Genomic DNA, 25585 nt, shown 5'->3' with positions numbered 1-25585 from the left:
GCGCTCCTATGCGGTCTTCTCGTACTCGGTGCTGTCCCGCTCGCCGCGCGGGGCGGGCACGGCCGGGTCCGTGCGGTCGGTCAGCTTCTCCCGGCTCAGCCGTCGACCGTAGGCGAAGAAGTACCACCGCAGGTAGCCGGGGAGGAACCGACCCAGGTCGAAGTGGGACTCCCCCAGCGGCCGGTCCAGCCAGATGGTGGGGATCTCGGCGACCGGCAGGCGCAGCCGGGTGGCCTTCGCGGTCAGTTCCAGCCCGATCTCGAAGCCGGTGCGCGACTCGATGCCGACCTCCCGGACGAACGCCGTGTCGTACGCCTTGAAGCTGTTGGTGGCGTCCCGGGTGCCCACCCGGGCCAGCGTGTAGAGGCTGCGCCCCGCCCAGCGGGACATCATCCGCTTCAGCCGGGGCCCGCCGACCTGCTGCCCGCCGGGCATGTAGCGGGAGGCGGCGGCGACCACCACGCCCCGGTCCACCAGCCGGGCCAGCTCGTCGATCTGGCGCGGATCGTCACAGCCGTCGGCCATGGTGACCACGACGACCGGGGCGAGCGCCGCGTCGATGCCGAACCGGATGGCGTTGGCCGGCCCGCGCCCGTACGTGTTGAGCACCGCGCGCACCCGCGGGTCGGTGCGGGCGATCTGCTCGACGTACGGGACGGTGGTGTCCTCCGGCATGTCGTGCACGATCAGCACCTCGGCCGGGAGCAGCATCTCGCGCAGCATCCGTTCGAGGCAGCGCAGGATGGCCTCGCCCTCGTTGTAGACCGGCACGATCACCGACACCCGGGGCCTCACACCCGCACCCCCGTCCCGGTCAGGCCCCACATGTCGATCACCGGCTTGTCGGTGTCCAGCCGGGCGTACTGCTCGTGCGGGGCGGCGATGACCAGCAGATCGGCCCGGCGCAGCACCTCGTCCAGGTCGACCAGGCGCTCGTCGGCGACGTACGGGTCGGTGCAGATGGTCTCCCGGGTCTTGAGCGCCAGGATCTTGCGCAGCTTGTACGCCAGGCTCTCCCGCGGGTCGTCCGAGCCGCCCTTGAAGGCCATCCCGAGGATGCCCACGGTCAGCTCGGACAGGTCGAACCGGTCCTCCAGCCGAGACACCAGGTAGAGCGGCAGCCCCTCGTTGATCAGCATCGCGGAGTGGCCCAGCACGAAGTTGTTCCGGTTGAACGCGGCCAGCTGCATGGTGTCCTTGAACAGGCACGGCCCGGCGGCGAAGCCCGGCATCGGCAGGTCCGCCGCGCGTGGGTAGTCGTGGGCGACCGCGTGCCGGATCCGGGCGAAGTCCAGCCCGAAGTCGTTGGCCATCATCCAGAACTGGTTGGCGGTGGCGAACTTGATGTACCGCCAGGTGTTGGTGAACAGCTTCGCCAGCTCCGCCTCCTCCGGCTCGAGCGGGACGATCTGCTCGGTGAGGTGCCGGAACAGCTTCTCCGCCCGGGCCAGGGCGACGGGCGTACGGGCCGCGACGATCTGCGGCAGCGTGAACAGCTCGGTCATCGCCCGGCCCTCGGCGATCCGCTCCGGGCAGAACGCCACGTCGGCCTTGACGCCCTTGCCGGCGAGCAGCTTCTCGGTCAGCGCCGTCACGCCGGGATAGACGGTGCTGCGCAGCACCACCAACTGGCCGTCGCGCAGGTGCTCGGCGCAGCGCTCCAGCGCGCGGGGCACCGCGCCCAGGTCCGGGTTGAGGTGCTCGTCGACGGGCGTGCCGACGACCACCACCAGGTGCTCGGAGGCGCCCACGGCGACCGGGTCGGTGGTGGCCCGCAGCCGGCCGGCGGAGACCGCCTCGGCCAGCACGTCGGCCGCGCCCGGCTCGGCGAAGGGCAGGGTGCCCGCGTTCACCGTGGCGACCGCGTCGGCGTTGATGTCGTACAGCACGACGGAGAGGCCGCGGGCGGCGAACGCGATGCCCAGCGGCAAGCCGACCCGGCCGCAACCCCCGACGATGCAGACGTCGACGGAGAGCGGCGCGGGGCCCGGATCCTCGGACATGGGGTCAGCTCCCGGTGGGGGTGGTGGGGGTGTGATCGAGGTGGTGAGTCGGAATCCAAGCAGGTTAACCGCTTCCATGTGACCATTGGGTAGCCGAACATGCCGTCGGCGGTGGCCTTTCGGCCGATGCCTCACCGTACGTAGGGGACCGGTCACCCTCGCCGGAACGCGGCGGAGGCCGTGACCCCGCACTGCCGACACCGGCCGGCGACAGACACGACGAGGCCCCTCCCACCGTCGCGGAAGGGGCCCTCGCTCGCCGGTCAGGCGCCGCGCAGCGTGGCGCCGAACCGCTGCGCCGCGACGGCGACGGCCGCGTCGCGGGCGGCCACCGCCTCCTCCACGGTCAGCGTCCGGTCCGGAGCCCGGAAGGTGAGCTTGTACGCCAGCGACCGGCGTCCCGCGCCGAGCTGCTCCGAGGCGTACACGTCGAAGAGCCGGACGCTCTCCAGCAGCTCGCCGGCGCCCTCGACCAGCGCCCGCTCCACCTGGGCCGCGGGCACCGACTCGTCCAGCACCAGCGCCACGTCGATCAGCGCCGGCGGGAAGCCGGACACGGTCGGCGCGGGCGCGACCGGCGGGGCCGGCAACGCGTCCAGGTCCAGCTCCATGGCGCTGGTGCGGCGGGGCAGCTCCAGTGCCGCCACCACGGCCGGGTGCAGCTCGCCGGCGTGACCGACGATCGCCCCGTCGACCAGCAGCTCCGCGCAGCGTCCCGGGTGCCAGGGCGCGTACTCGACGGCCCGCACCTCGATCCGGTCCGCGGGGATGTCGGCGGCGGCGAGCACCACCCGGCCGGCCTCGACCGCGTCCGCCCAGCTGGCCGCCCGACCCGGCCCCCACCAGCCGGCCGGGTCGACGTCGCCGGCCAGCACGACCGCGACGTGCCGCGGCTGGTACGGCACCACCGCGTCGGCGGCGGCGAACTCGGCCTCGGTGGGCCGCCGGTCCACGCCCATCGCCGGCGGGGTGCCGGCGCCGGGGCGCGGGTGGAAGACCGTCCCGATCTCGTAGATGGACAGGTCCCGCTGGCCCCGGCCCAGGTTGCGCTTGAGGATGCCGAGCAGCGGGCCGAGCAGCGTGGTCCGCAGCACCGGCTCCTCCTCGGAGAGCGGGTTGGCCAGCCGGACCGCCGCCCGGCGCGGGTCGTCGGCGAGCAGGCCGAGCTGGTCGGCGAGCTCCGGCGCGGTGAACGGGTGGGCCAGCACCTCGACGTGGCCGCGCTCGGCCAGCGCGCGGGCCACCGCCCGGCGGCGGCGCTGCTGCCAGGTGAGGCCACGCCCGGCGGGCGCGGTGGGCAGCACGGACGGCACGCGGTCGTACCCGTCGAGGCGGACCACCTCCTCGACCAGGTCGGCCGGGTCGGTGAGGTCGGGTCGCCAGGTCGGCGGGGTCACGGTGAGCACGTCACCGGCGCCGGCCGCCACGCCGACCTCGCCCGGGTCCTCGGCCAGCCGGTCGGCGCCCCGGACGACGGTGCAGCCGACCTGCTCCAGCAGGGCGACCACCCGCTCCGGGGAGTACGCCACCCCGACCCGCCGGGACGGCAGGTCGGCCGGGAGGATGACCGGCCGCACCGGCCGGACGTGGTCGATGTCCAGGATCTGCTCGCCGACGGTGCCACCGGCGTGCTCGGTGAGCAGCCGCACCGCCCGCTCCAGGGCGACCAGCGGCAGGGCCGGGTCGACGCCCCGCTCCCAGCGCTTCGCCGCCTCGCTGAACAGCCGGTGCCGGCGGGCGGTGCGCCCGACCATCACCGGATCCCAGTGGGCGGCCTCGAAGAGCACGTCGGTGGTGCCGCCGATGACCTCGCTGGTCTCGCCGCCCATCACCGCGGCGAGCGAGATCGGCCCCGTGTCGTCGCAGATGACCATGTCCTCAGCGGTCAGGGTGCGGGCCACCCCGTCCAGGGTGGTCAGCTTCTCCCCCGCCTCGGCGCGGCGGACCACCAGCGGGCCGCTGATCCGGTCGGCGTCGAAGGCGTGCATCGGCTGGCCGAGTTCGAGCATCACGTAGTTGGTGATGTCGACCGGCAGCGAGATGCTGCGGACGCCGGCCACGGTGAGCCGTCGCGACATCCAGCCGGGCGTCTCGGCGGTCGGGTCGATGCCCCGCACCATCCGCGCGGCGAACCGGTCGCAGCCGACCGTGTCGCGCACCTCGACCGGGTACGCCGGCTCGGCGGTGCCGCCGGGCGCGGGCATCAGACCCGGGTCGCGGAACGGCACGCCGAGGGCGTGCCCCAGCTCGCGGGCCAGGCCGCGCACGCTCAGCGCGTACCCCCGGTCGGGAGTGATGTCCAGCTCGACCACGACGTCGTCGAGCCCCACGACCGGGCGCGCGTCGTCGCCCGGCTTGGCCGGGGTGTCCGGGGGCAGCACGATGATGCCGGAGTGGTCGTCACCCAGGCCCAGCTCCTTCGCCGAGCAGATCATGCCGGCGGAGTTGCGCCCGTAGGTCTTGCGCGCGCCGATGACGAAGTCGCCCGGCAGCACCCCACCGGGGAGGATCACCACCACCCGGTCGCCCTGGGCGAAGTTGCGCGCCCCGCAGACGATCTCCTGCGGCTCGCCGGTGCCGTTGGCGGCGCCGACGTCAACCCGGCAGAACCGGATCGGCTTCTTGAAGCCGGTCAGCTCCTCGATCTCCAGGACCTCGCCGACCACCAGCGGACCGGTGACGGTCTCCCGCAGGTCCACCACGGAGTCGACCTCGATGCCGAGGTCGACCAGGGCCTGCTCCAGGTCGCCGGTGGGCAGGTCGGCGGGGAGGTCGACGTACTCCCGCAGCCAACTGACAGAAACTCGCATGACTTCAGACCACCGTTCCCGTGACTCGTACCCGCATCGCCTACGCCCCGACCCCGAACGCGCGGGTGAACCGCACGTCGCCCTCGGCCATGTCCCGCATGTCGCTGACCCCGTGCCGGAACATCACGGTGCGGTCGATGCCCATGCCGAACGCGAATCCGGAGTAGACCTCCGGGTCGATGCCGCAGGCGCGCAGCACCCGCGGGTTGACCATGCCGCAGCCGCCCCACTCCACCCAGCGCGGCCCGTCCCGGTGCTCCGGGAACCAGACGTCGAACTCGGCCGACGGCTCGGTGAACGGGAAGTAGTGCGGCCGGAAGCGGGTCTTCGCGCCCTCGCCGAACATCGCCCGGGCGAAGTGGTCGAGCGTGCCGCGCAGGTGCGCCATGGTGATGCCCTTGTCCACCACCAGGCCCTCGACCTGGTGGAAGACCGGCGCGTGGGTGGCGTCCAGCTCGTCGGTGCGGTAGACCCGGCCGGGCACGATCACGTAGATCGGCGGCTTACGGGTGAGCATGGTGCGCGCCTGCACCGGCGAGGTGTGCGTGCGCAGCACAAGACCGGACGTGTCCGTGCCCACCGGCGGTGCGATGTGGAAGGTGTCCATCAGCCCACGCGCCGGGTGGTCGGCGGGGATGTTCAGCGCGTCGAAGTTGGTCCACTCCAGCTCGACCTCGGGGCCCTCGGCCACCTCGTAGCCCATCCCGACGAACAGGTCGCTGATCTGCTCCATCAGGGTGCTCAACGGGTGGCGGGCGCCCCGGGGGTGCCGGTCGTACGGCAGGGTCACGTCGACCCGCTCCTCGACCAGCACCCGGGCGGCCTGCTCGCGCTCCAGGACCTCCTGGCGGGCGGCGTAGGCGCTCTCGATCGCCCGGCGGGCCTCGTTGACCCGCTTGCCCGCGTCGGACTTCGCGGCCGGCGGCAGCGCGCCGATCTCCCGGCGCGCCAGCGAGACCGGGGCCCGGTCCCCGAGGTGCGCGGGGCGCAGCGCGGTCAGCGCGTCCGGGTCGGCGGCGGTGGCGAACGCCTTCTCGGCGACGGCGACGGCCTCGGCCAGGGCGGCCGGGTCCAGCAGGGCGACCTGCTTCGGGTCGTACGGATCGTTGCGGTAGCTCATGGCGTACGGGCACTCCCTCACGGCGGCGCCGGCCCTCACGGGCGGCTAGGCGAGTCTACGGACGCGCGGCTGTGCCGCAGCCCGCCGGTGGGAGTTACGCGGGAGGAAGGGTCGCAGCCCGCCGCCCGCCGACACCGGCGGGCTGGCTAAACGAACGCCGTGACGCGTTCACCATGCGGACGACTCCCCTGTGCTCAGTAGCGCGCGTGACGAGGTCAGCGCAGTGCTCTGGCTGAAGCGTACAGGCAGACGGCGGCGGCCGCAGCCAGGTTCAGGCTCTCGGCGCGGCCGTGCAGCGGCACCCGGACCCGGGCGTCGGCGGCGGCGGTCAGCTCCTCGGGCAGCCCGTGCGCCTCGGAGCCGAAGAGCCAGGCGGTGGGGGCGGCGAGCCGTCCGTAGTCGATGAGGTCGTCGAGGTCGCTGTCGCCGTACCCGGTGGTGGCGAGCACGGTGAGCCCGGCGGCCCGCAGCGCGGCGACCACGTCGAGGGGGTCGGGGGCGCGGACCACGTCGACGTGGAAGAGGCTGCCGGCGGAGGCCCGCACGCACTTGCCGTTGTACGGGTCGACGGCGTCGCCGGCGAAGATCACCGCGCCCGCGCCGGCCGCGTCGGCGGTGCGCAGCACGGTGCCGGCGTTGCCCGGGTCGCGGATCTCGGCGAGCACCGCGACCAGGCGCGGGCCGGCGCCCAGCGCCTGCTCCAGCGGCACGTCGAGGTGCCGGCAGACGGCGACCAGGCCCTGCGGGGCGACGGTCTCGGCGAGCGCCGCCAGGGCCTCGTCGGTCACCTCGGAGACTGCTACGTCGGCCCGGGCGGCGGCCGCCGCGAGGTCGGCGTACCGGTCGAGGGCGGCTGGCGTACCGAACAGCTCGGTGACCGTTCCGGCGCGCGCGAGGGCCTCGCGGACCGCCTGCGGGCCCTCGGCCAGGAACCGGCCGGTGGCCTCGCGGTCCCGGCGGCGGTGCAGCCGGCGGGCGGCGGCGACCCTGGGGGTACGCGGCGTGAACGGGCCGGAGACAGCGTCGAGGCGCCTCCCGCGCGATGGTGACTGCATGGGAGACGCCTCGATCTGCTGCGGGTGGATCAGGCGGCCTGGGCCGCGGCGCCACCGGTGCCCTCGGCCGCCACGGCGGCGCGGGCCAGCTCGACGATCCCGGCGAACGCCGCGGCGTCGTTGACGGCCAGGTCGGCCAGGATCTTGCGGTCGACCTCGATGCCGGCCAGGCGCAGGCCCTGGATCAGCCGGTTGTAGGTCATGCCGTTGGCCCGGGCACCAGCGTTGATGCGCTGGATCCAGAGCTGCCGGAAGTCGCCCTTGCGGTCACGACGGTCCCGGTAGGCGTACTGCATCGAGTGCAGCACCTGCTCCTTGGCCTTGCGGTACAGCCGGGAGCGCTGACCGCGGTAACCACTCGCGGTCTCCAGCAGGGTACGACGCTTCTTCTGGGCGTTCACAGCCCGCTTGACGCGTGCCATCTCAACTCCTCTTTCGGTTCAGGTGGCGCGCGTCAGCGGCCGAGCAGCTTCTTGATTCGCTTGACGTCGGCCTTGGCCAGCTCGACCGTGCCGGTCAGCCGCCGGGTCTGGCGGGAGGGCTTCTTCTCCAGGTTGTGGCGAAGGCCGGCCTGCTGGGCAACGATCTTGCCCTTGCCGGTCACCTTGACCCGCTTGCCCATACCCGTGTGGCTCTTCATCTTCGGCATGTGGAACGTCTCTCCCCTGTTACTCGCCGGTGTTTTCGGCGACGGCGCCGGTCTCGCCGGCTGCTGCGGTCTCGCCGGTCGCCGCGGCCTCACCGGCTTCCGGGGCGGACTCCTCCGCCCGGTCCCGGGGCCCGCCACGGGACGCCGTGGCGGCGACCGCGGAGGCCTTGACGGCCCGGTGCGGAGCGAGAACCATGATCATGTTTCGGCCGTCCTGCTTCGGAGCGGCCTCGACGTAGCCCAGGTCCGTGATCTCGGATTCGAGCCGGCGCAGGAGCCGGTAACCCAGCTCCGGGCGGCTCTGCTCGCGACCGCGGAACATGATCGTCACCTTGACCTTGTCGCCCGCCTTGAGGAACCGCACCACGTGACCCTTCTTGGTCTCGTAGTCGTGCGGGTCGATCTTCGGCCGGAGCTTCATCTCCTTGATGACGGTCTGCTGCTGGTTACGCCGCGCTTCGCGCGCCTTCAGTGCGCTCTCGTACTTGAACTTGCCGAAGTCCATGAGCTTGCACACCGGCGGGCGCGCCATCGGCGCAACCTCGACCAGGTCCAGGTCGACGTCCGCGGCCAGCTGCAGGGCGCGCTCCAGCGGGACGATGCCCACCTGCTCACCCTCAGGGCCGACCAGTCGGACCTCACGTGCCCGGATCTGCTCGTTCACGCGTGGTTCGACGCTGATGGGGCCTCCTCGAGTCGAGTGTCCTGCGTGTGGCGACCCCGTGGGCCCCCGGGTGGGGGCCGCCGGAAAGCAGAAGGCCCTGGCGCATGCCAGGGCCCGCTCGACCGGTCGGCACGATCACATGATCGCGCATCCGGGACCGGGACGTGCCCGGAACCGGGGACCGGACCCGGCCACCGTCAGGGGCGACTCGGGTGGGAGCAGGCGCTCCGCTTCAAGACCGCCCGCACGTCGGAACGGGGGCAGTCTGGTCGACTCGGCAACACTACACCCTCGCCCCAGGCATCCCCAAACCGGGCTCGCAGGTCAGCGCGGGTGTGACCGGGGGCTCAGCGAATCGTCTGGCCGGCCGCCGACGCGGCCAGGTGGGCCTGGTGCAGCCGGCGCAGCGCGCGGACGCCCTCGACCGCGAGCTCCTCGTCGGCCGCCTGGAGGGCGACCATCGGGACCAGGTCGTCGTCGTGCAGCTCCAGGCTGGCCCAGGGGGCGCCCCGGTCGAAACGCACCCTGCGGACGACCTCCCAGGGCAGCTCGTACGAGCCGATCACGTTGCGCACCCGCACGCCCCGGGCGTCCGCCTCGATCCGGGGGCGGGTGAAGAGCAGGATGGCCAGCGCGCCGAAGACGCCCAGGCCGACCATGGCGAGCTGGTCGCCGCGCTGGAAGGTGCCGTAGCCATCGCCGGTCCGGCCGGTGAGCGAGGTCGCCACCAGGCTGAAGACCACCAGGACGGCGGCGGCCGAGGCCCAGCAGACCACCCGGATGCGACGGGGCTTGAGGCGGATCAGCTCGGTATCGCTCACCCCACCAGTCTGCCACCCGGTCCCGGGCGGTGGTCCGCCGCCACACGGCCGGTGCCCTCGTCGCCCGACCGCGCAGGCGGTGTCAGCCGGCCGGCGGAGCGGGCCGGTCGGCGTACGTGGAGCCTCGCTGCCGTCCCGCCGGATCCTCCGGGGTCGACCGCATCGCCGGCACCGACCGGCTGACGGCGGACGCCGAGGCCGTCCGGGCGGTCGGACGCCGCTGCTGGCCAGGGACCACCGAGGCGACCAGCGTGAGCACCGCGCCGGCCAGGACGGGCCAGCGCAGCCCCGGCCCACCGGGCAGCAGCAGGTCCAGCAGCAGTCCCCCGCCGAGCTGGCCGGCGACCAACGCCAGACCGGTCCGCAGCACGCCCAGCGCCCGCACGCCGACCAGCAGGCTGGCCACGATGCCGACCCCGAGCAGTCCGCCGGTGTACAGGTACCAGGCCGGTGGCCAGTCGGGCCGGGCCACGGTGAACGCGCCGGCGAGCGCCGCGACGGCCAGCACGGCCGGCGTGCTGACGGCGAAGTTCATCGCGGTGCTGGCCGCGGCGGTGCCCGCCGCGGCCACCCGGCCGTTGAGCGCGGACTGCAGGGCGACCGCCAGCCCGCCCACCACGGCGAGCAGGACCAGGCCGACGGCCAGCTCGCCCAGGGGCTGGCCCAGCTGGGCGAGCCCCACCGCCGCCGTGCCGAGCAGGGCGCCGGCCACCCGGGACGGGGTGAGCGCGAGCCGACCCACCGGGGCGAGCCCGGCCCGGTCCACCGCCAGGCCACCGAGACTGCCCCCGGCGACCTGGGCGATGGTGAAGACGGCCACCCCGAGCACCGGCACGACGTACGTGCCGATCACGATGATCGCCGCCCCGCCGAGCCCACCCAGGTAGCACCACCAGGGCAGCCGGGACCGGCGCAGCACGGCGAGCCCGGTCCGCATCGACGGCAGGACCAGCAATCCGACCAGCACCAGCAGCGTGCCACCGGCGTTGTTGACCACCGCCCCGAGCACGGGACTGCCCACCCGCTCGCCCAGCTCGGCATTCGCCGCCCCCTGCGCGGCCGACGCCACCCCGCCGAGCACCACCAGGGCCAGCGCGGCCGTCGGCGGCAGTGACCTCACAGCCGACAGGCGTGGATGTTGGTGACCAGGATGGCGCGGGCGCCGAGGTCGTACAGCTCGTCCATGATCCGGTGCACGTCGTCGCGGAGCACCATCGCCTGCACGGCGACCCAGCCCTCCCGGTGCAGCGGCGACACCGTCGGCGACTCGATGCCCGGGGTCAGCGAGCTGGCCCGGTCCAGCAGGCCGGCCGGCACGTCGTAGGCGAGCATGACGTAGCGGCGGGCGACCAGCACGCCGTGCAGGCGGCGCAGCAACTGCTCGGCCTGCGGGTGGGTCGGGGCGCCGGTGCGGCGGACCAGCACCGCCGAGGAGCGCAGCAACGGGTCGCCGAAGACCACCAGGCCGGCCTGGCGCAGGGTGGCCCCGGTCTCCACCACGTCGGCGACCACGTCGGCGACGCCGAGCCGGATGGCGTTCTCCACCGCCCCGTCCAGCCGGATCACGTCGGCCTTGACCCCCAGCTCGCCGAGGTACCGATCGACCAGCCCCGGGTACGCGGTGGCGATCCGGTGCCCGCCCAGCTCCTGCACGGAGTGGACGTCCTCCGGGCGGGCGGCGAAGCGGAAGGTGGCCCGGGCGAAGGCCAGGTCCATCACCTCCTCGGCCGGCGCGCCGGAGTCGATCAGCAGGTCGCGGCCGGTGATCCCGATGTCGAGGTCACCGGAGCCGACGTAGGTGGCGATGTCCTTGGGACGCAGGTAGAAGAACTCGATGTCGTTGGGCTCGTCCCGACTGACGAGGTCCTTGGGGTCGGTGCGCTGGCGGTAGCCCGCCTCGCGCAGCATCTCGGCGGCCTTCTCGGCCAGGGCGCCCTTGTTGGGTACGGCGACACGCAGCATGACGGAGTGCTCCTTCGATCAGATGTGATCAACGACGGGGCGCACTCACAGATGTCGGTAGACGTCCTTGAGCTCGAGACCGCTGGCGAGCATCAGCACCTGGACCTGGTAGAGCAGTTGGGAGATCTCCTCGGCGGTCCGCTCCGGCCCCTCGTGCTCGGCGGCCATCCACGACTCGGCCGCCTCCTCGACGACCTTCTTGCCGATGAAGTGCACGCCCTTCTCCAGGGCGGCGACCGTGCCCGAGCCCGGGGTGCCGGCCGCGGCCTTGGCCTGCAGCTCGGCGAACAACTCCTCGAACGTCTTCACGGGATCCGATTCTTCCAGTCATCGGGCGACACCTCGCGCACCGGGTCCGGCCGCGTCGCCCTTCCCACCCGGACGGTCGACCTCCACCCCCGTTTGCGGCGTGTCGCGGTGTCCCCGATCAGGGACACCGCGACACGCCGCAGGACGAGCCGATCGACGACGGGCGGGGTCAGCGGCCGAAGCCGAGCCGGTGGCCGTTGGCCGCGGCCACGTCCCGGATGGCCAGCGCGGCGTCGAGGGCCGCCACGGTGGCCGCCCACCCCTTGTCCTCCGCCGAGCCGGGCAGCCCGGCCCGGTCGCGGGCCTGCTCGATCGTCTCCACGGTGAGCACCCCGTGCGCCACCGGCTTCCCCTCGTCCAGCGCGACGCGGGTCAGGCCGTCGGTCACCGACCGGCAGACGTAGTCGAAGTGTGCGGTGGCACCCCGGACCACCACGCCGAGGGCGACCACCACGTCGCAGCGCCGGGCCAGGGCCTGGGCCACCACCGGCAGCTCCACCGAGCCGGCCACCCGGGCGACCACCGACCGGGCGCCGCACGCCTCGGCCGCCGCCACCGCCCGGTCGAGCATGTGGTCGGTCAGGTCGGCGTGCCAGCGCGCGGCCACCACGCCCACGGTCAGCCCGGCGGCGTCCACCGTGGTCACCCCGGGCTCGCCGAATCCCGCCATGTCTACGCTCCGATCTCGTCGCCGGGGACCGGGCGGCCCATCGGGGCCTCGGTCACCTCGTCCAGTTCGTCCAGCAGGTGCCCCATCCGGTCCCGCTTGGTCCGCAGGTACCGCACGTTCTCCGGGTGCGGCCGGATCGGCAGCCCCTCGCGGCCGGTGATGGTCAGGCCGTACCCCTCCAGCCCGGCCCGCTTGGCCGGGTTGTTGGTCAGCAGCCGCATCGAGCGCACACCCAGGTCGTAGAGGATCTGCGCGCCGGTGCCGTAGTCGCGGGCGTCGGCGGGCAGCCCCAGGTCGAGGTTGGCGTCCACGGTGTCCCGGCCCAGGTCCTGGAGCTGGTACGCCTGGAGCTTGTGCAGTAGCCCGATGCCGCGCCCCTCGTGCCCGCGCACGTAGAGCACCACGCCCCGCCCCTCCCGGGCGACCCGGGCCAGGGACGCCTGGAGCTGCGGGCCGCAGTCGCAGCGCAGCGAGCCGAAGACGTCCCCGGTCAGGCACTCCGAGTGCACCCGCACCAGCACGTCCTGCCCGTCACCGAGCTCCCCGTAGACCAGGGCGACGTGCTCGGCCGGGTCGTGCTCGGCGCGGTAGCCCAGCGCCCGGAACACCCCGTACGGGGTGGGCATCCGGGCGTCGGCGACCTGCTCCACCTGCTTCTCGTGCCGCCGCCGGTAGGCCACCAGGTCGGCGATGGTCACCAGGGTCAGGGCGTGCTCGGCGCAGAACTTCTCCAGGTCGGGCACCCGCATCATGGTGCCGTCGTCGTTGACCAGCTCGCAGAGCACGCCGGCGGGACGCAGCCCGGCCAGCCGGGTCAGGTCGACGGCCGCCTCGGTGTGCCCGGGGCGGCGCAGCACCCCGCCCTCGCGGGCGCGCAGCGGCACCACGTGCCCGGGGCGGGACAGGTCGGTCGGGTCGGTGCCCGGGTCGGCCAGCAGCCGGATGGTGTGCGACCGGTCGGCGGCCGAGATGCCGGTGCCGATCCCCTCCCGGGCGTCCACGGTCACCGTGTAGGCGGTGCCGCGCCGGTCCTGGTTGGTGTGGTGCATCGGCGGCAGGTCCAGCCGGTCGCACTCCGACTCGGTCAGCGACACGCAGATGTAGCCGGACGTCCAGCGGACCATGAACGCAACCAGCTCCGGCGTGGCCAGTTCGGCGGCGAAGATCAGGTCCCCCTCGTTCTCCCGGGACTCGTCGTCGACCACGACGACCGGCCGGCCGGCGGCGATGTCCGCCACCGCCTGCTCGATGCTGGCGAAGGTGCTCATGCGACTGCCTCCGAGTAGGTGGACGGAATCGACGGGGCGGCCGACCGGGCGGCCCGCGAGGTCCGCCACCAGGCGGCGAGACCCCAGACGCAGAACGCGCCGTAGAACAGGTACATGGCCGCCGACGGGTAGAAGCCGCCGCGCAGCAGCAGCGGCACGCCGACCGCGTCGACGGCGATCCAGATCAGCCAGAACTCGACCCAGCCGCGGGCCATGCCGTACGTGGCGAGCAGGCTGCCGGTCAGGATCCAGGCGTCCGGCAGCGGGCCCCAGGAGCCGAGCGCGGCGAGCACCGGGTACCCGGCGGCGGTGCCGACGGCGGCGGCCAGCAGCAGGCCGAGCCGCTCGCGGCCGGTGGCCCAGCGCGGGCTGACCGCCGGCTGGTCGTCGCCCTGCCGGCGGTTGCGCGACCAGCGCCACCAGCCGTAGACGCTCACCGAGAAGAAGAAGACCTGCCGGCCGGCCTGGCCGTAGAGGTCGTGCGCCTGCGGGGTGACGAAGACGCCGCCGAGGAACACGGTGAACAGCAGCGCGTTGCCGATCATGCCGACCGGCCAGGCCCAGACCAGTCGGCGCAGCCCGAGCAGCGCGGAGGCCAGCCCGAAGACGTTGCCGACGATCTCGCGGACCAGCACCGGCGAGCCGGCGATCTCGAGCTGGGCCTCGAGCAGCCAGCCGAGCGGGCCCATCAGCGCCCACCCCCCGCGGGCCCGCCGGGCAGGCCGCCGCCGGCGAGGCGGTCGCCGAGCAGGCGCTCGACGTACTTGGCCAGCACGTCGACCTCCAGGTTGACCGGGTCGCCGACGCCCTTGCCGCCGAGCGTGGTCAGCTTCAGCGTGGTGGGGATCAGCCCGACGGCGAACCAGTCGTCGCCGACGGCGGCCACGGTCAGCGAGACGCCGTCGATGGTGATCGAGCCCTTCTCCACCACGTACCGGGCGAGGTCGGCGGGGAGCCGGAAGCGGACCGTCTCCCACTGCGCGGCGGGCTCCCGGGCGACGATCTCGCCCACCCCGTCGACGTGGCCCTGCACGATGTGCCCGCCGAGCCGGCTGTTCAGCGCGGCGGCCCGCTCCAGGTTCACCGGGTCACCCACCCGCAGCGCGCCGAGCGCGGAGCGGCGCAGCGTCTCCCCCATCACGTCGGCGGTGAAGACGCCCTCCTCGACGTCGACGACCGTGAGACAGACGCCGTTGACCGCGATGGAGTCGCCGTGCCGGGCGTCGGAGGTGACCAGCGGGCCGCGGACGGCGACCAGCGCGGAGTCACCCCCGGTGTCCGTGACGCGGACGACCTCGCCCAACTCCTCGACGATGCCGGTGAACATCTCAGGCCTCCCTCTTCCGGGGCAGCGCGGTGATCCGCAGGTCGGGACCGATCTGCGTAACGTCGGTGATCTCCAGGTCGATGGCATCGGCGATGGTCGTCACGCCGGCGTCGACCAGCGCGGTCCGGCCCGCGCCGAGCAGCTTCGGTGCGACGTACCCGACGACCTTGTCGACCAGGCCGGCGGCGAGGAACGCGCCGGCCAGCCGGGGGCCGCCCTCCAGCAGCGCGGCCCGCACGCCGCGGTGGTGCAGCTCCGCCAGCAGCGCCGGCAGGTCGACCCGGCCGTCCGGGCCGGCCCCGACCTCCGCCGCGGTGGCGACCCACGTCCGGGCGGCGCCGTCGTGGACCCGGGCCCCGGCCGGGGTACGCCCGGAGCTGTCCACCACCACCCGCAGCGGCTGCCGGATGGCCAGGGTGCCGTCGCGCAGGTTGCGGGCGGTGAGCCGGGGGTCGTCGGCGAGCACGGTGCCCACCCCGGCGAGCACCGCGTCGACCGTGCCGCGCAGCGCGTGCACGTCGATGCGGGCCGCCTCGGAGGTGATCCACATGCTGGTGCCGTCGGCCGCCGCCGACCGGCCGTCGAGCGTCGCGGCGAACTTCCAGATGACGTACGGCCAGCCGCGGCGCATCGAGGTCAGCCAGGCGATGTTGCCGGTCTCGGCCTCCTGCGCGCGTACCCCGAACTCGACCTGGATGCCGGCGGCCCGCAGGGTGGCGGCGCCGCCGGTGGCGACCGGGTTGGGGTCGGGCACGGCGATCACCACCCGGGCCACGCCGGCCTGGACCAGCGCGAGGCTGCAGGGGCCGGTGCGGCCGACGTGGTCGCAGGGTTCGAGGGTGACCACCGCGGTGCCGCCGCGGGCGCGCTCACCGGCCTGGGCGAGCGCGACGATCTCGGCGTGCGGTCCGCCCGCGTACGCGTGGAATCCCTCCCCGACGACCGTGCCGTCCGGATCGAGCAGGACGCAGCCGACGACCGGGTTGGGGCTGGTGGTGCCGAGGCCACGGGCCGCCAGCGTGACGGCGCGCCGCATCGCGTCGTCGACGGAGACGCCGGCCATGCCTCTGCCCTCTCACTCGCCGGGCCGCGCGCGGGCGGTACGGGAGGAGCCGCGGGCAGGCGGCGGCGGATCCGGGAACGGCACGGCCGCCCCCGGGGAGCCCACGCGATGGCTGGATGCAACGATCCACGCAGGCCCGCCCCGTCCCGCGCGCTGTCTCCCATCCGGACTTTCTGGGTGCGGAACGTTCCCCGCTCCCAACCGTCGGCCCCGGATTCTCACCAGGTCCACCGGGCGGCCTGAGCCGTCCGGGTCGCGGGCTTACCACGGTCGGACCGTGGATCACCGCCGGTTCGGAATTTCACCGAGCCCCGCCAGCGCGTGGTGGGTACATGGGAAGTCTTACACGTTCCCCCGGCCGGTACGCCACTGCACGCGGGCTACCTCACACCCCGTCGGCGCGCCGCCGGTCCACCGCCACGTACGAACCGGGCTGGCTCTTGGCGACGGTTTTCATCTCCGAGGCGACCGCGATCGCGGCGAGCGGGTCGGTGAAGCGCTTCCGGGCGTCGGAGAGGGAGACCCCGATGGAGAGGGTGACCAGGTGCGCCCTGCGGACGTTGCCCCGGCGGTCCTTCAGCTCGACGTAGCCGCGCTCGGCGTCGGCCGGGTCGTAGAGCTTGTCGGCGGCCTTCTCGAAGTCCTCCACCGCGCGGAAGGTCAACGGCCGGACCTGTTCCGGGGTGCAGACGACGACGAAGTCGTCGCCGCCGACGTGGCCGAGGAAGGCCGGCGGCAGCCCGATCGAGACCACCGCCCGGTGCAGGCTGCGGGCCAGCGCGGAGATGAACTCGTCGCCGCGGACGAAGCCGTACCGGTCGTTGACGCTCTTGAACCGGTCGATGTCGATGTAGCCGACGGCGTAGTCGACGCCGCTGCGGACCCGGTCGCTGATCTCCCGGCGGATCCGGCTGTTGCCGGGCAGCCCGGTCAGCGGGGAGACCTCCCGGAACTCCTTGTTGCGGCGCAGCGTGGAGCTGACCCGGGCCACCAGCTCGGCGGTGTCGAAGGGCTTGACCAGGTAGTCGTCGGCGCCGGCGCTGAGGCCGTGCACCTTGTCCACGGTCATCCCCTTGGCGGTCAACATGATCACCGGCAGGGCGGAGGTCATCGGGTCGGCGCGCAGCCGGCGGGTCAGCTCCAACCCGTCGATCCGGGGCATCATCAGGTCCACCACGGCCAGGTCGGGCCGGTGCCGCTCGATCATCTCGAGCGCTTCCTGGCCGTCGCCGGCGTGGAGCACCTCGAAGCCGTGCAGCCGCAGGTTGAACTCGACGAAGCGGGCGATGTCCTCGTCGTCGTCGACGACCAGGATGACGTCGGGTCGGTCGCCGGCCGGGTCCACGTCAGGCTCCGGGAACCGCGCGCTCCGCGAGCCCCCGCAGGCGGCGCACCGCCTCGGCCGGGTCGGCCGCCCCGTAGACGGCGGTGCCGGCGACGAAGGCGTCCGCGCCGGCCGCCGCGGCCTGCTCGATGGTGTCGGCGGCGATCCCGCCGTCGACCTCGATGCGCAGCTCCAGGTGGCCGGTGTCGACGTGCCGGCGGGCCGCGCGGACCTTCTCCAGCAGCTGCGGGATGAACCGCTGCCCGCCGAAGCCGGCCTTGATCGTCATGATCAGCAGGGTGTCGAAACTGGGCAGCAGCTCCAGGTACGGCTCGATCGGGGTGTCCCGGTCGATGGCCAGCCCGGCCTTGGCACCGGCCGAGCGGAGGTCCTTGGCCAGCGCGACCGGGTCGTCGCAGGCCTCGGCGTGGAAGGTGACGTTGTACGCGCCGGCGTCGGCGTAACCGGGGGCCCAGCGACGCGGGTCGGTGATCATGAGGTGCACGTCGAACGGGATCTGGGTCACCGCGCGCAGGCTCTGCACCACGGGCAGGCCGATGGTCAGGTTGGGCACGAAGTGGTTGTCCATCACGTCGACGTGCAGCCAGTCCGCGGCGTTCTCCACGGCACGGACCTCGTCGGCGAGGCGGGCGAAATCGGCGGCGAGGATGCTGGGCGCGACGATCGGCGGCGGTACGGTCACGGGGTCAGTGTACGAATGCGGCCACCCGCCGCGGGCATCGCGGCCCCACGGGAACGCCCTGTGACCCAGGAGTGACCGCTGGTGCAAGATTGGGCTCCACGGAACGCAAAACCGGACGGACGGCCAGCCGCGACTGGCCGACCGACGGAAAGGCGGCAACACTCCATCAGAGACGGTCAGCCGTGCTGCACGTCCCGCGGAACCGCAACTCCGCGCGGGCCGCAACGACCGGCCGTCATCTCCCGGAAAGGGCGGACGATGCGACGGTGGCTCGTGGCGCTGGCGCTGGCCGGCGCGGCGACGATGGCGATGAGCGGCTGCGTCCCGCAGCACCGGCCCGACGGCGACCTGGCCGACGACTGGCCGGACCTGCCCGCACCGCGGATGTTCGTGCCCGCCACGGACGCCTGCCTGCCCCGGATCACGGCGGTGGTCCAGGCGGGCACGTACGACACGGTGGACTGCGCCCGCAACCACCTGGCCGAGGCGATCCACGTCGGGACCTTCACCGGCGACGCGGCTGCCGGGCCGCGCCCCGAGCCGGGCTCCCCGGCGCTGCGCCCCGCCCGCGCCGAGTGCGACCAGCGGGCCCGCGAGGTGCTCGGGGGCGACTGGCACTCGGCCCGGCTCACCATGAACATCGCGCTGCCCTCCGTGCCGGCGTGGAACGGCGGCGCCCGCTGGTTCCGCTGCGACCTGAGCGAGACCGACAGCATCGACAACACCCGTCCGGTCAACCGGACCGGCAGCCTGCGCGGCGCGATGATCGGCGACAACCCGCTCACCCACCGCTGCTTCGACCCCAAGCTGATCGGCGACAACCTCAACTACATGGCGCCGGTGCTCTGCTCCGAGCCGCACCGGGCCGAGTTCGTCGGGGTCTACCTCGAACGGGACATGACCTGGGCGGAGTTCGGCCGGGCCAACCAGGAGGTGCACCGGCGCTGCATGGCACTGATCGCCAACTTCGCCGCCGTGCCGAACAACTCCGACCTGCCGTACCGGGCCGGCTCGATCTTCTACCCGCCGTCGCAGCGGGAGTGGGAGGAGGGCGACCGTGGCATCCGCTGTTTCCTGTGGAGCGACGACCGGAAGCTGACCCGCTCGATGCGCGGCGCCGGCCCGAAGGGACTCCCCGCCATCTGAGGCCGGGTGCCGTAAGCTGCCGCACCGTGACACCCGCTCGGCGGGCGCCACGGTCACGGTCGGCGAAAGGTCGGGTGCGATGCGGCGGTGGTGGACGGCGGTCGCCGTGGGCGGCGCGGCGTTGCTGGCGCTGACCGGGTGCGGCGCCCCCGCCGGCGTGGACGCGGACCTCGCCGACGACTGGCCGGCCCTCGCCGCGCCGCAGGGATTCGTCCCCGCCGCCGGGGTCTGCCACGCCGAGGTGCAGGACGTCGGCTACCTCAGCGGCTACCACCCGGTCGACTGCGGCCGGTCGCACCGGGCCGAGACGATGCATGTGGGCACCGTCACCGGCGCCGACGCCCGGCGCGCCACTCCCCCGGCCGGCGGCACCGGCGCGATGCTCGCCGCCCGCGCCGAGTGTGACCGGGAGGTCCGGCGGGCGGTGGGCGCCGACTGGCGCTCCGGCCGGCTCGGCCTCGCCGTCGTCTTCCCCTCACCGGCGGCCTGGACGGGTGGGGCCCGCTGGTTCCGCTGCGACCTGACCGAGGTCGAGAGCGTCGACGAGGCGCGGGCCACCCCCCGCACCGGCAGCCTGAAGGGCGCCCTGACCCGCGACACCGACCTGCGGCTGCGCTGCTTCGAACCGAAGGTCGACGGCGACGACGTCGAGGCGATGAAGCCGGTCTCCTGCACCGCCCGGCACCACGCCGAGTTCGTCGGCGTCTGGCCGGCCACCGGCCTCAGCTACGCCCAGGTCACCAAGGGCGGCGGGCGGGTCCACAAGGGATGCCTCGGCCTGTTGGCGAAGTACACCGGGGTGCCGAACGACGGCAACCTGCGGTTCCGCGCCGGCTCGATCTTCTACCACCCGCTGGAGCGGGAGTGGCGCGACGGCAACCGCGGGGTGCAGTGCTTCGTGTGGGTCAGCGACCGCACCCTGACCCGCTCGCTCAAGGGCGTCGGCACCCGGGGCCTGCCGGTCCGCTGAGCCCGCGGCGGGGCGGCCCTGCCGTGCTCCGCCCCGCCCCCGTACCGCTGCGCTGCCCGCCGCTCAGCCGCGGCGCAGCACCGCCAGGAACATCGCGTCCGTGCCGTGCCGGTGCGGCCAGAGCTGCACCGTCGGGCCGTCGCCCAGCCCCGGCATGCCGGCCGGCAGCAGCGTACGGGCGTCGACGAAGTCCGCCGGCACATTGGCGCGCCGGGCCGCCTCGGTCACCGTCACGTGCGTCTCCACCACGTGCGGGGAGCAGGTGACGTACGCGACCAGGCCGCCGGGACGGGCCGCGCGCAGGGCCGCGGTGAGCAGTTCGCGCTGCAACCGGGTCAGCGGCGGCAGGTCCGACGGCTGACGCCGCCAGCGCGACTCCGGCCGGCGGCGCAGCGAGCCCAGGCCGGTGCACGGGGCGTCCACCAGCACCCGGTCGAATTGCCCCTCGGGCAGCTCCGGGTCCGCGCCGACCGTGCGGCCGTCGGTGTGCAGCACGCTCACCGGCAGGCCCCGGGTGGCCTGCTCGACCAGCCGGGCGCGGTGCTCGGAGACCTCCACGGCGGTCAGCCGGGCGCCACGCTGCGCGGCGAGCGCGCCGAGCAGGCCGGACTTGCCGCCGGGGCCGGCGCACAGGTCGAGCCAGCGCCCGTCCGGGCCGTCCAGCGGCGCGACGGCCAGCGCGTTCGCCACCAGCTGCGAGCCCTCGTCCTGTACGTGCGCGCGCCCCTGCGCCAGCGCCGGCAGGTCACCCGGCGCGCCCCCGGAGAGGTAGACCGCGTACGGCGAGAAGGCGCCGGGCGCGCCGCCCACCTCGTCGGCCAGTTCCACCGGGTCGGCCAGGCCGGGCCGGGCGCACAGGTGCACCGGGGGCCGCTCGTTGTCCTCGATCAGCAGCCGGGCGGTCTCCCCCAGGTCCCCGCCGAGCGCCTCGGCGAAGGCCCGCACGATCCACTGCGGATGGCTGTACGCCAGCGCCAGGTGGCCGACCGGGTCGGTCTCCATCGGCGGGGCGAGCTTGGCCACCCAGGCGTCGACGTCCCGGCCGGCGATCTCCCGCAGCACGGCGTTGGCGAAACCGGCGGCGCCCGGCGCGACCGAGCGGACCAGGTCGACGGTCGAGGAGACCGCCGCGTGCGCCGGCACCCGGGTGTGCAGCAGCTGGTACGCCCCGAGCCGCAGGGCGTCGCGGGCCGGCGGGTCGATCCGCTCGACCTCCCGCCCGGCGGCGTCGGCGATGATCGCGTCCAGGGTGCCGGTGTGGCGCAGCGTGCCGTAGGTCAGCTCGGTGGCGAAGGCGGCGTCCCGGCCGACCAGCCCCTCCTCGCGCAGGATCGACGGGAGCACCAGATTGGCGTACGCGTCGTCCCGGTGCACCGCCGCGACGGCCTGGTAGGCGGCGTACCGGGGCAGGTCGACAGCCGGGCGGGCGGGACGGCCGCCGCGCCGGTCGAAGCCGGGACGGCCACCACCGGGGCGGTCGCCGCGGTAACCGCCGCCGGTCGGGCGGTCGCCGCGGTAACCGCCGGTCGGGCGGTCGCCGCGCGGCGCGTCGGAGCGGCGGGGCGCGGACCGATCGAACCGGTCACCGCGGGGGCCGTCGGCGCGACCGGCGGACCGGTCGCCGCGGGGACTGTCGGAACGGGAGCTGTCGGAACGGTCCTCGGGGGTGCTCACGCGAGCACCTCGCCGGCGCCGACCCGGACGCCGCGCGCCCAGTCGGTGGCCGGCATGGCCTTCTTGCCCGCCGCGCGCACCTCACCGAGCTGCACCGGCACGGTCGCGGTGCCGGCCAGCACCCGGGACTTCTCCACCAGCAGTTCTCCCGGCTTCAACTCGGGGCCGTTGCCGACCGGGGTCACCGGGCCCAGCTTGACCCGGTCGCCCCGGAAGGTCGTCCACGGCCCCGGGGCCGGCGTGCAGGCCCGGATCCGTCGGTCGACGGCGAAGGCCGGATCGGTCCAGCGCACCCGGGCGTCCTCCACGGTCAGCTTCGGGGCCAGGGACACCCCGTCGGCCGGCTGCGGCTCGGCCCGGGCCGTCCCGGCCTCGATCGCGTCGAGGACGGCCACCAGCAGGCCCGCGCCGGACTGCGCGAGGCGCTCCAGCACGTCGCCGGAGGTGTCGGTCGGCCGGATCTCGTCGGTGAGCGTGCCGTAGACCGGGCCGGTGTCCAGGCCCTGTTCGAGCTGGAAGACGCTTGCGCCGGTCAGCTCGTCGCCGTGCAGCACGGCCTGCTGCACCGGGGCCGCGCCGCGCCAGGCGGGCAGCAGCGAGAAGTGCAGGTTGATCCAGCCGTGCCGGGGGATCTCCAGGGCCACCGGCGGCACCAGCGCGCCGTACGCGACCACGGGCACGCAGTCCGGCGCCAGCTCGCGCAGCCGGTCGAGGAACTCCGGCTCGCGGGGCTTCGCCGGGGTCAGCACCTCAATCCCGCGCTCGTCGGCCCACGCGCCGACCGGCGAGCGGACCAGGCCGCGACCGCGCCCGGCCGGGGCGTCGGGACGGGTGACCACGGCCAGCAGCTCGTGCCCGGAGGCGGCGACAGCGTCCAGGGCGGGAACGGCGACGGCCGGCGTGCCGGCGAAGATCAGGCGCATCCGCCTCACCGCCCCAGACCGAAGGGGCTGCCGGAGGCGTGCGGATTGAGCTTGACCGTGGGCGGGGCGGCCGGGTCGTACCACTCGGCCTGGCGGATGGCCTTCATGGCCTCCTTGCGCCCGGCCGGGTCCAGCCGGTCGACGAAGAGCACCCCGTCGAGGTGGTCGGTCTCGTGCTGCACGCAGCGGGCCATCAGCCCGGTGCCGACGATCTGCATCGGGTCGCCGTAGCCGTTGTAGCCCTTGGCGATGACGTTCTGCCGGCGCTTGGTGTCGAAGTAGAGCCCGGGGATGGACAGGCAGCCCTCCGGGCCGTCCTGCTCCTCCTCGTCGGGGAACTCCAGCACCGGGTTGACCAGGTGCCCGAGCACGTCGTCCACGTCGAAGGTGAACACCCGCAGGCCCACACCGAGCTGGGGCGCGGCCAGGCCGGCGCCGCTCTGCTCCCGCATCGTGTCGGTGAGGTCGGCGATGAGCCTACGCAGCTCGGTGTCGAAGTCGACGACCGGATCGGCCGGCGTGCGCAGCACCGGGTCCCCGAACAGACGGATGGGCTGGACGGTCACGCGGTGTGGCTCCTTCGGCTGTACGGACGGGTGCCGTACCAGTCTACGGAGTGCCGGGGGTCGCCCCGGCCGGCGTACCGCGATGCGCCGCCGCCGACTCCGTGTCGATGATCACCGGCAGGGTCTCGTAGCCGCGCAGGGTGAGCCGGGTCCGGTGGCGGGGCCGGCCGGCCAGGGCGAGGCCGGGCAGCCGGCGCAGCAGCAGCGGGAAGGCGACCTGCGCCTCCAGCCGGGCCAGCCCGGCGCCGAGACAGTAGTGCGGGCCGGCCCCGAACGACAGCGGGTGGACCTGCGGGCGCCACGGGTCGAACCGTTGCGGCTCGGGGTAGCTCCGGGAGTCCCGGTTGGCCGCGCCCAGCAGCAGCAACGTCCAGCTGCCCGCCGGCAGCTCGACCCCGCCGCAGCGCACCGGCGCCTCGTTGATCCGGGTGGTGAGCTGCACCGGCGAGTCGTAGCGCAGCAGCTCGTCGGCGTACCCGGGGGCGAGGTCGGGATGCTCGCGCAGCGCATCGGCCGCGCGCGGGTGGTCCAGCAGCACCACGAGGCCGTTGCCGAGCAGGTTGGTGGTGGTCTCGAAGCCGGCGACCAGCAGCACCACCAGGTTGGCCAGCAGCTCCTCGCCGGAGAGCCGGTCGCCGTCGGCGTCGTGCACCTGGACCAGGGCGGTGGTCAGGTCGTCGGCGGGCGCCGCGCGGCGGGCCCGGACCAGCGCGGCGAAGTAGTCGCGCAGCTCGGTGGCGCCCCGGTCGGCGACGGCCAGCTCCTGGGTGGTGATCTCCGGCTCCAGCACGCCGGTCAGGTCGGCGGCCCAGCGCCGGAACAGCGGCCGGTCGGCCGCCGGCACACCGAGCAGCGTGCAGATCACCCCCACCGGCAGCGGATACGCGAACTCGGCCAGGAAGTCGACGGGCTCACCGTCGCGGGCCCGCTCCAGCATCGCGTCGACCAGCTCGTCGGCCTGCGCCTCGACCACGTCGCGCATGGCGGCGATGCGGCGCGGGGTGAAGGCGCCGGCCGCGAGTCGCCGCATCCGGCTGTGGTCGGGCGGGTTGGTGCGCAGCATCGACCGGGAGATCGACGCGACGGCCGGGCTGTCCCGCCAGCCGGGGAGGAACTGGTCGCGCAGCGCGTCGTCCATCACCCCGAACCGCGGGTCGCGCAGGATCTCGTCGGCCTCGGCGTAGCCGGTGACCACGTAGAACACCGGCCCGGCCTGGACCACCGGCCCGTACCGGCGCAGCCGCTCGTACGTGGGGTACGGGTCGATGCGCCCCTGCGGCGACATGAGCAGGGCGAGCGCCTCGGCTGCGTCCATGACCGGCCTCCCGCGTCGATGCGTCGGAGGCTTCATCATGCGCGTCCGGGCGGCGCCCGGCGACCCCGCGACCGACCGCCGCCACGGCGGGCGGTCGCGACGGCGGGCGGCGGGCCGGCCCGCCGGCGATCGTGGTGAGGCTCAGGCGCCGGCGCCGGGCTCCCCCGCCAGCACCGCGGCGCCGCCGAGCAGGGCGTGCTCGGGCAGCGGGAGCTGGATGCCGTGCGCGGCCTCCCAGTCGTAGACGGTGCTCGGTCGGACCTGGGCGGCGAAGAAGTCCACCGCGCTCATCCCGCCGACGACCGGCTCGTCCACCTCGGCGACCAGCTGGGCGGGGACCAGGTTGAAGCCGTTCTGCAGGGCGGCGCTGAGCCGGCGGTGCCCGTCGACGACGAAGAAGTACTCGCCGGTGTAGCCGATCCGCAGCGGCTCCAGGGCCTCGTCGCCGGCCCCGGCCACGTCGCCGACGAACTCCGAGTCCCAGAGCCCGCGCAGGGTGGTGATGTCCTCGGTCGGGTAGACCCGGGCCGGGTCGAGCAGCAGCAGCGGCGGGGCGTCGCGCAGCACCTCGGCGCCGAGCCGGCCCTCGTACGCGTCGACGATGTGCTCGATCACCTCGGGCGCCGAGGCCCGGGTGGTGTCGCAGACCATGTCGTAGTTGCGCAGCCGGGCCTTGTCCACGCCGTAGCGGAGGATGAACCGGTTCCGCTCGCTCTCGCTGCGCTCGCGGAGCTTGGCCTTGGCCTCCTCCAGCGAGGTGTAGCTCTCGGCCGGGCCGGAGGGACGCAGCAGCACCCGGCGAGCCGCCTCGCCCGGCTCGGTGATCATGTGCACCTTGAGCGCGTCGGTGAAGAAGTGCCAGGCCAGCCGGGAGTCCATGACCAGCGACTCGCCGGAGGCGGCGATGTCCCGCTGGAGCTGGTCGACGTAGCCGTCCACGGCCTGGTCCAGCTCGGCGTGCAGGTTGAGCTGGAGGGCGGTCATCTGCCGCTCCTGCGCCATCTGCCGGTAGAGGTCGCCGACGCTGACCCGGCGCAGGCCCAGCCGCTTGGCGATCTCGACGGAGACGGTGCTCTTGCCGCTGCCGAGGTCCCCGTTGAAGACGATCGATTGACGAACGGTCACGACTGGTCCACCCCTGATCACCGGCTGATTGACATCATCGATATGGCGTCGGATCGACGCGCTCCGCCATCGTCGCGCCATCCGTGCGCCCGGGCATGACGGGCGATGTTATCACTTC

The 25585-nt window shown here is 74.1% G+C and carries 26 protein-coding genes and 1 riboswitch; of the genes, 2 read left to right on the top strand and 24 right to left on the bottom strand.

The window, feature by feature from the left end:
- Positions 1 to 6 precede the first annotated feature (6 nt).
- The 19 genes from ACTMTB_RS28245 to rpe form a co-directional block, all read right to left on the bottom strand.
- The gene (locus ACTMTB_RS28245; RefSeq protein WP_441149213.1) at positions 7 to 795 is read right to left on the bottom strand and encodes a glycosyltransferase family 2 protein; all 789 of its coding nucleotides are present in this window, start codon (positions 793 to 795) and stop codon (positions 7 to 9) included.
- Positions 792 to 2003 (bottom strand): nucleotide sugar dehydrogenase, encoded by a 1212-nt coding sequence (locus tag ACTMTB_RS28240; protein ID WP_441149212.1) that lies wholly within the window; start codon positions 2001 to 2003, stop codon positions 792 to 794. The genes ACTMTB_RS28245 and ACTMTB_RS28240 overlap by 4 nt, the downstream gene beginning before the upstream one ends.
- A 263-nt stretch (positions 2004 to 2266) precedes the next feature.
- A complete protein-coding gene (gene pheT / locus ACTMTB_RS28235; protein WP_441149211.1) occupies positions 2267 to 4813 on the bottom strand; it encodes a phenylalanine--tRNA ligase subunit beta in 2547 nt (848 codons plus the stop codon).
- A 40-nt stretch (positions 4814 to 4853) separates the two neighbouring features.
- The gene (pheS, locus tag ACTMTB_RS28230) at positions 4854 to 5933 is read right to left on the bottom strand and encodes a phenylalanine--tRNA ligase subunit alpha (protein WP_441149210.1); all 1080 of its coding nucleotides are present in this window, start codon (positions 5931 to 5933) and stop codon (positions 4854 to 4856) included.
- Positions 5934 to 6148: 215 nt separating this feature from the next.
- Positions 6149 to 6988, bottom strand: a complete 840-nt coding sequence (locus ACTMTB_RS28225) for a TrmH family RNA methyltransferase (protein WP_441149209.1) — start codon at positions 6986 to 6988, stop codon at positions 6149 to 6151.
- Between the two features lie 29 nt (positions 6989 to 7017).
- The gene (gene rplT, locus ACTMTB_RS28220) at positions 7018 to 7410 is read right to left on the bottom strand and encodes a 50S ribosomal protein L20 (RefSeq protein WP_441149208.1); all 393 of its coding nucleotides are present in this window, start codon (positions 7408 to 7410) and stop codon (positions 7018 to 7020) included.
- A 32-nt stretch (positions 7411 to 7442) separates the two neighbouring features.
- Entirely contained in the window at positions 7443 to 7637 is a 195-nt protein-coding gene (rpmI, locus tag ACTMTB_RS28215) for a 50S ribosomal protein L35 (protein ID WP_280837083.1), read from the bottom strand.
- 19 nt (positions 7638 to 7656) lie between these two features.
- Positions 7657 to 8301: a translation initiation factor IF-3 gene (gene infC, locus ACTMTB_RS28210; protein WP_441149207.1), complete on the bottom strand. Its 645-nt coding sequence runs from the start codon at positions 8299 to 8301 to the stop codon at positions 7657 to 7659.
- A gap of 347 nt (positions 8302 to 8648) precedes the next feature.
- Complete coding sequence (locus ACTMTB_RS28205) at positions 8649 to 9122, bottom strand: PH domain-containing protein (protein ID WP_441149206.1); 474 nt, start codon at positions 9120 to 9122, stop codon at positions 8649 to 8651.
- An 82-nt stretch (positions 9123 to 9204) separates the two neighbouring features.
- Positions 9205 to 10242 (bottom strand): DMT family transporter, encoded by a 1038-nt coding sequence (locus ACTMTB_RS28200; RefSeq protein WP_441149205.1) that lies wholly within the window; start codon positions 10240 to 10242, stop codon positions 9205 to 9207.
- The gene (gene hisG, locus ACTMTB_RS28195) at positions 10239 to 11084 is read right to left on the bottom strand and encodes an ATP phosphoribosyltransferase (protein ID WP_441149204.1); all 846 of its coding nucleotides are present in this window, start codon (positions 11082 to 11084) and stop codon (positions 10239 to 10241) included. Before hisG ends, ACTMTB_RS28200 begins: the two co-directional genes overlap by 4 nt.
- Before the next feature lie 45 nt (positions 11085 to 11129).
- The gene (locus tag ACTMTB_RS28190; protein ID WP_013732805.1) at positions 11130 to 11393 is read right to left on the bottom strand and encodes a phosphoribosyl-ATP diphosphatase; all 264 of its coding nucleotides are present in this window, start codon (positions 11391 to 11393) and stop codon (positions 11130 to 11132) included.
- 169 nt (positions 11394 to 11562) lie between these two features.
- Positions 11563 to 12063, bottom strand: coding sequence for a 6,7-dimethyl-8-ribityllumazine synthase (ribH, locus tag ACTMTB_RS28185; protein WP_334573470.1), 501 nt, complete (start codon positions 12061 to 12063; stop codon positions 11563 to 11565).
- A gap of 2 nt (positions 12064 to 12065) precedes the next feature.
- The gene (locus tag ACTMTB_RS28180) at positions 12066 to 13331 is read right to left on the bottom strand and encodes a bifunctional 3,4-dihydroxy-2-butanone-4-phosphate synthase/GTP cyclohydrolase II (RefSeq protein WP_441149203.1); all 1266 of its coding nucleotides are present in this window, start codon (positions 13329 to 13331) and stop codon (positions 12066 to 12068) included.
- Positions 13328 to 14020, bottom strand: coding sequence for a nicotinamide riboside transporter PnuC (pnuC, locus tag ACTMTB_RS28175; protein ID WP_441149202.1), 693 nt, complete (start codon positions 14018 to 14020; stop codon positions 13328 to 13330). Before pnuC ends, ACTMTB_RS28180 begins: the two co-directional genes overlap by 4 nt.
- Positions 14020 to 14658, bottom strand: a complete 639-nt coding sequence (locus tag ACTMTB_RS28170; RefSeq protein WP_334573467.1) for a riboflavin synthase — start codon at positions 14656 to 14658, stop codon at positions 14020 to 14022. Before ACTMTB_RS28170 ends, pnuC begins: the two co-directional genes overlap by 1 nt.
- Before the next feature lies 1 nt (position 14659).
- Complete coding sequence (gene ribD / locus ACTMTB_RS28165; protein WP_441149201.1) at positions 14660 to 15721, bottom strand: bifunctional diaminohydroxyphosphoribosylaminopyrimidine deaminase/5-amino-6-(5-phosphoribosylamino)uracil reductase RibD; 1062 nt, start codon at positions 15719 to 15721, stop codon at positions 14660 to 14662.
- A 148-nt stretch (positions 15722 to 15869) separates the two neighbouring features.
- A riboswitch (FMN riboswitch) is annotated at positions 15870 to 16044 on the bottom strand.
- A 62-nt stretch (positions 16045 to 16106) separates the two neighbouring features.
- Entirely contained in the window at positions 16107 to 17066 is a 960-nt protein-coding gene (locus ACTMTB_RS28160) for a response regulator (RefSeq protein ID WP_357920337.1), read from the bottom strand.
- 1 nt (position 17067) lies between these two features.
- Positions 17068 to 17748 (bottom strand): ribulose-phosphate 3-epimerase, encoded by a 681-nt coding sequence (gene rpe, locus ACTMTB_RS28155; RefSeq protein WP_436682863.1) that lies wholly within the window; start codon positions 17746 to 17748, stop codon positions 17068 to 17070.
- A 258-nt stretch (positions 17749 to 18006) separates the two neighbouring features.
- On the opposite strand from rpe, the gene ACTMTB_RS28150 reads away from it, so the two are divergent.
- The gene (locus ACTMTB_RS28150) at positions 18007 to 18894 is read left to right on the top strand and encodes a septum formation family protein (protein ID WP_441149200.1); all 888 of its coding nucleotides are present in this window, start codon (positions 18007 to 18009) and stop codon (positions 18892 to 18894) included.
- Between the two features lie 79 nt (positions 18895 to 18973).
- Entirely contained in the window at positions 18974 to 19864 is an 891-nt protein-coding gene (locus ACTMTB_RS28145) for a septum formation family protein (protein WP_441149199.1), read from the top strand.
- Between the two features lie 63 nt (positions 19865 to 19927).
- Here ACTMTB_RS28145 and ACTMTB_RS28140 read toward each other — a convergent pair whose 3' ends face one another.
- The 5 genes from ACTMTB_RS28140 to ACTMTB_RS28120 all read right to left on the bottom strand — a co-directional run bounded on the left by ACTMTB_RS28140 (position 19928) and on the right by ACTMTB_RS28120 (position 25467).
- Entirely contained in the window at positions 19928 to 21538 is a 1611-nt protein-coding gene (locus ACTMTB_RS28140; RefSeq protein ID WP_441149198.1) for an RsmB/NOP family class I SAM-dependent RNA methyltransferase, read from the bottom strand.
- Entirely contained in the window at positions 21535 to 22461 is a 927-nt protein-coding gene (fmt, locus tag ACTMTB_RS28135; protein WP_441149197.1) for a methionyl-tRNA formyltransferase, read from the bottom strand. Before fmt ends, ACTMTB_RS28140 begins: the two co-directional genes overlap by 4 nt.
- A gap of 5 nt (positions 22462 to 22466) precedes the next feature.
- A complete protein-coding gene (def, locus tag ACTMTB_RS28130; RefSeq protein ID WP_441149196.1) occupies positions 22467 to 23027 on the bottom strand; it encodes a peptide deformylase in 561 nt (186 codons plus the stop codon).
- 43 nt (positions 23028 to 23070) lie between these two features.
- Positions 23071 to 24342 (bottom strand): cytochrome P450, encoded by a 1272-nt coding sequence (locus ACTMTB_RS28125; RefSeq protein WP_441149195.1) that lies wholly within the window; start codon positions 24340 to 24342, stop codon positions 23071 to 23073.
- Between the two features lie 141 nt (positions 24343 to 24483).
- Positions 24484 to 25467 (bottom strand): AAA family ATPase, encoded by a 984-nt coding sequence (locus ACTMTB_RS28120; protein WP_441149194.1) that lies wholly within the window; start codon positions 25465 to 25467, stop codon positions 24484 to 24486.
- Positions 25468 to 25585 lie beyond the last annotated feature (118 nt).

Origin of the sequence: Micromonospora sp. L32, from assembly GCF_052068055.1 — a bacterium.
GTDB lineage: Bacteria > Actinomycetota > Actinomycetes > Mycobacteriales > Micromonosporaceae > Micromonospora > Micromonospora purpureochromogenes.
The sequence above is the reverse complement of the archived record's forward strand: the minus strand, read 5'-3'. Positions and strand labels throughout refer to the sequence as shown.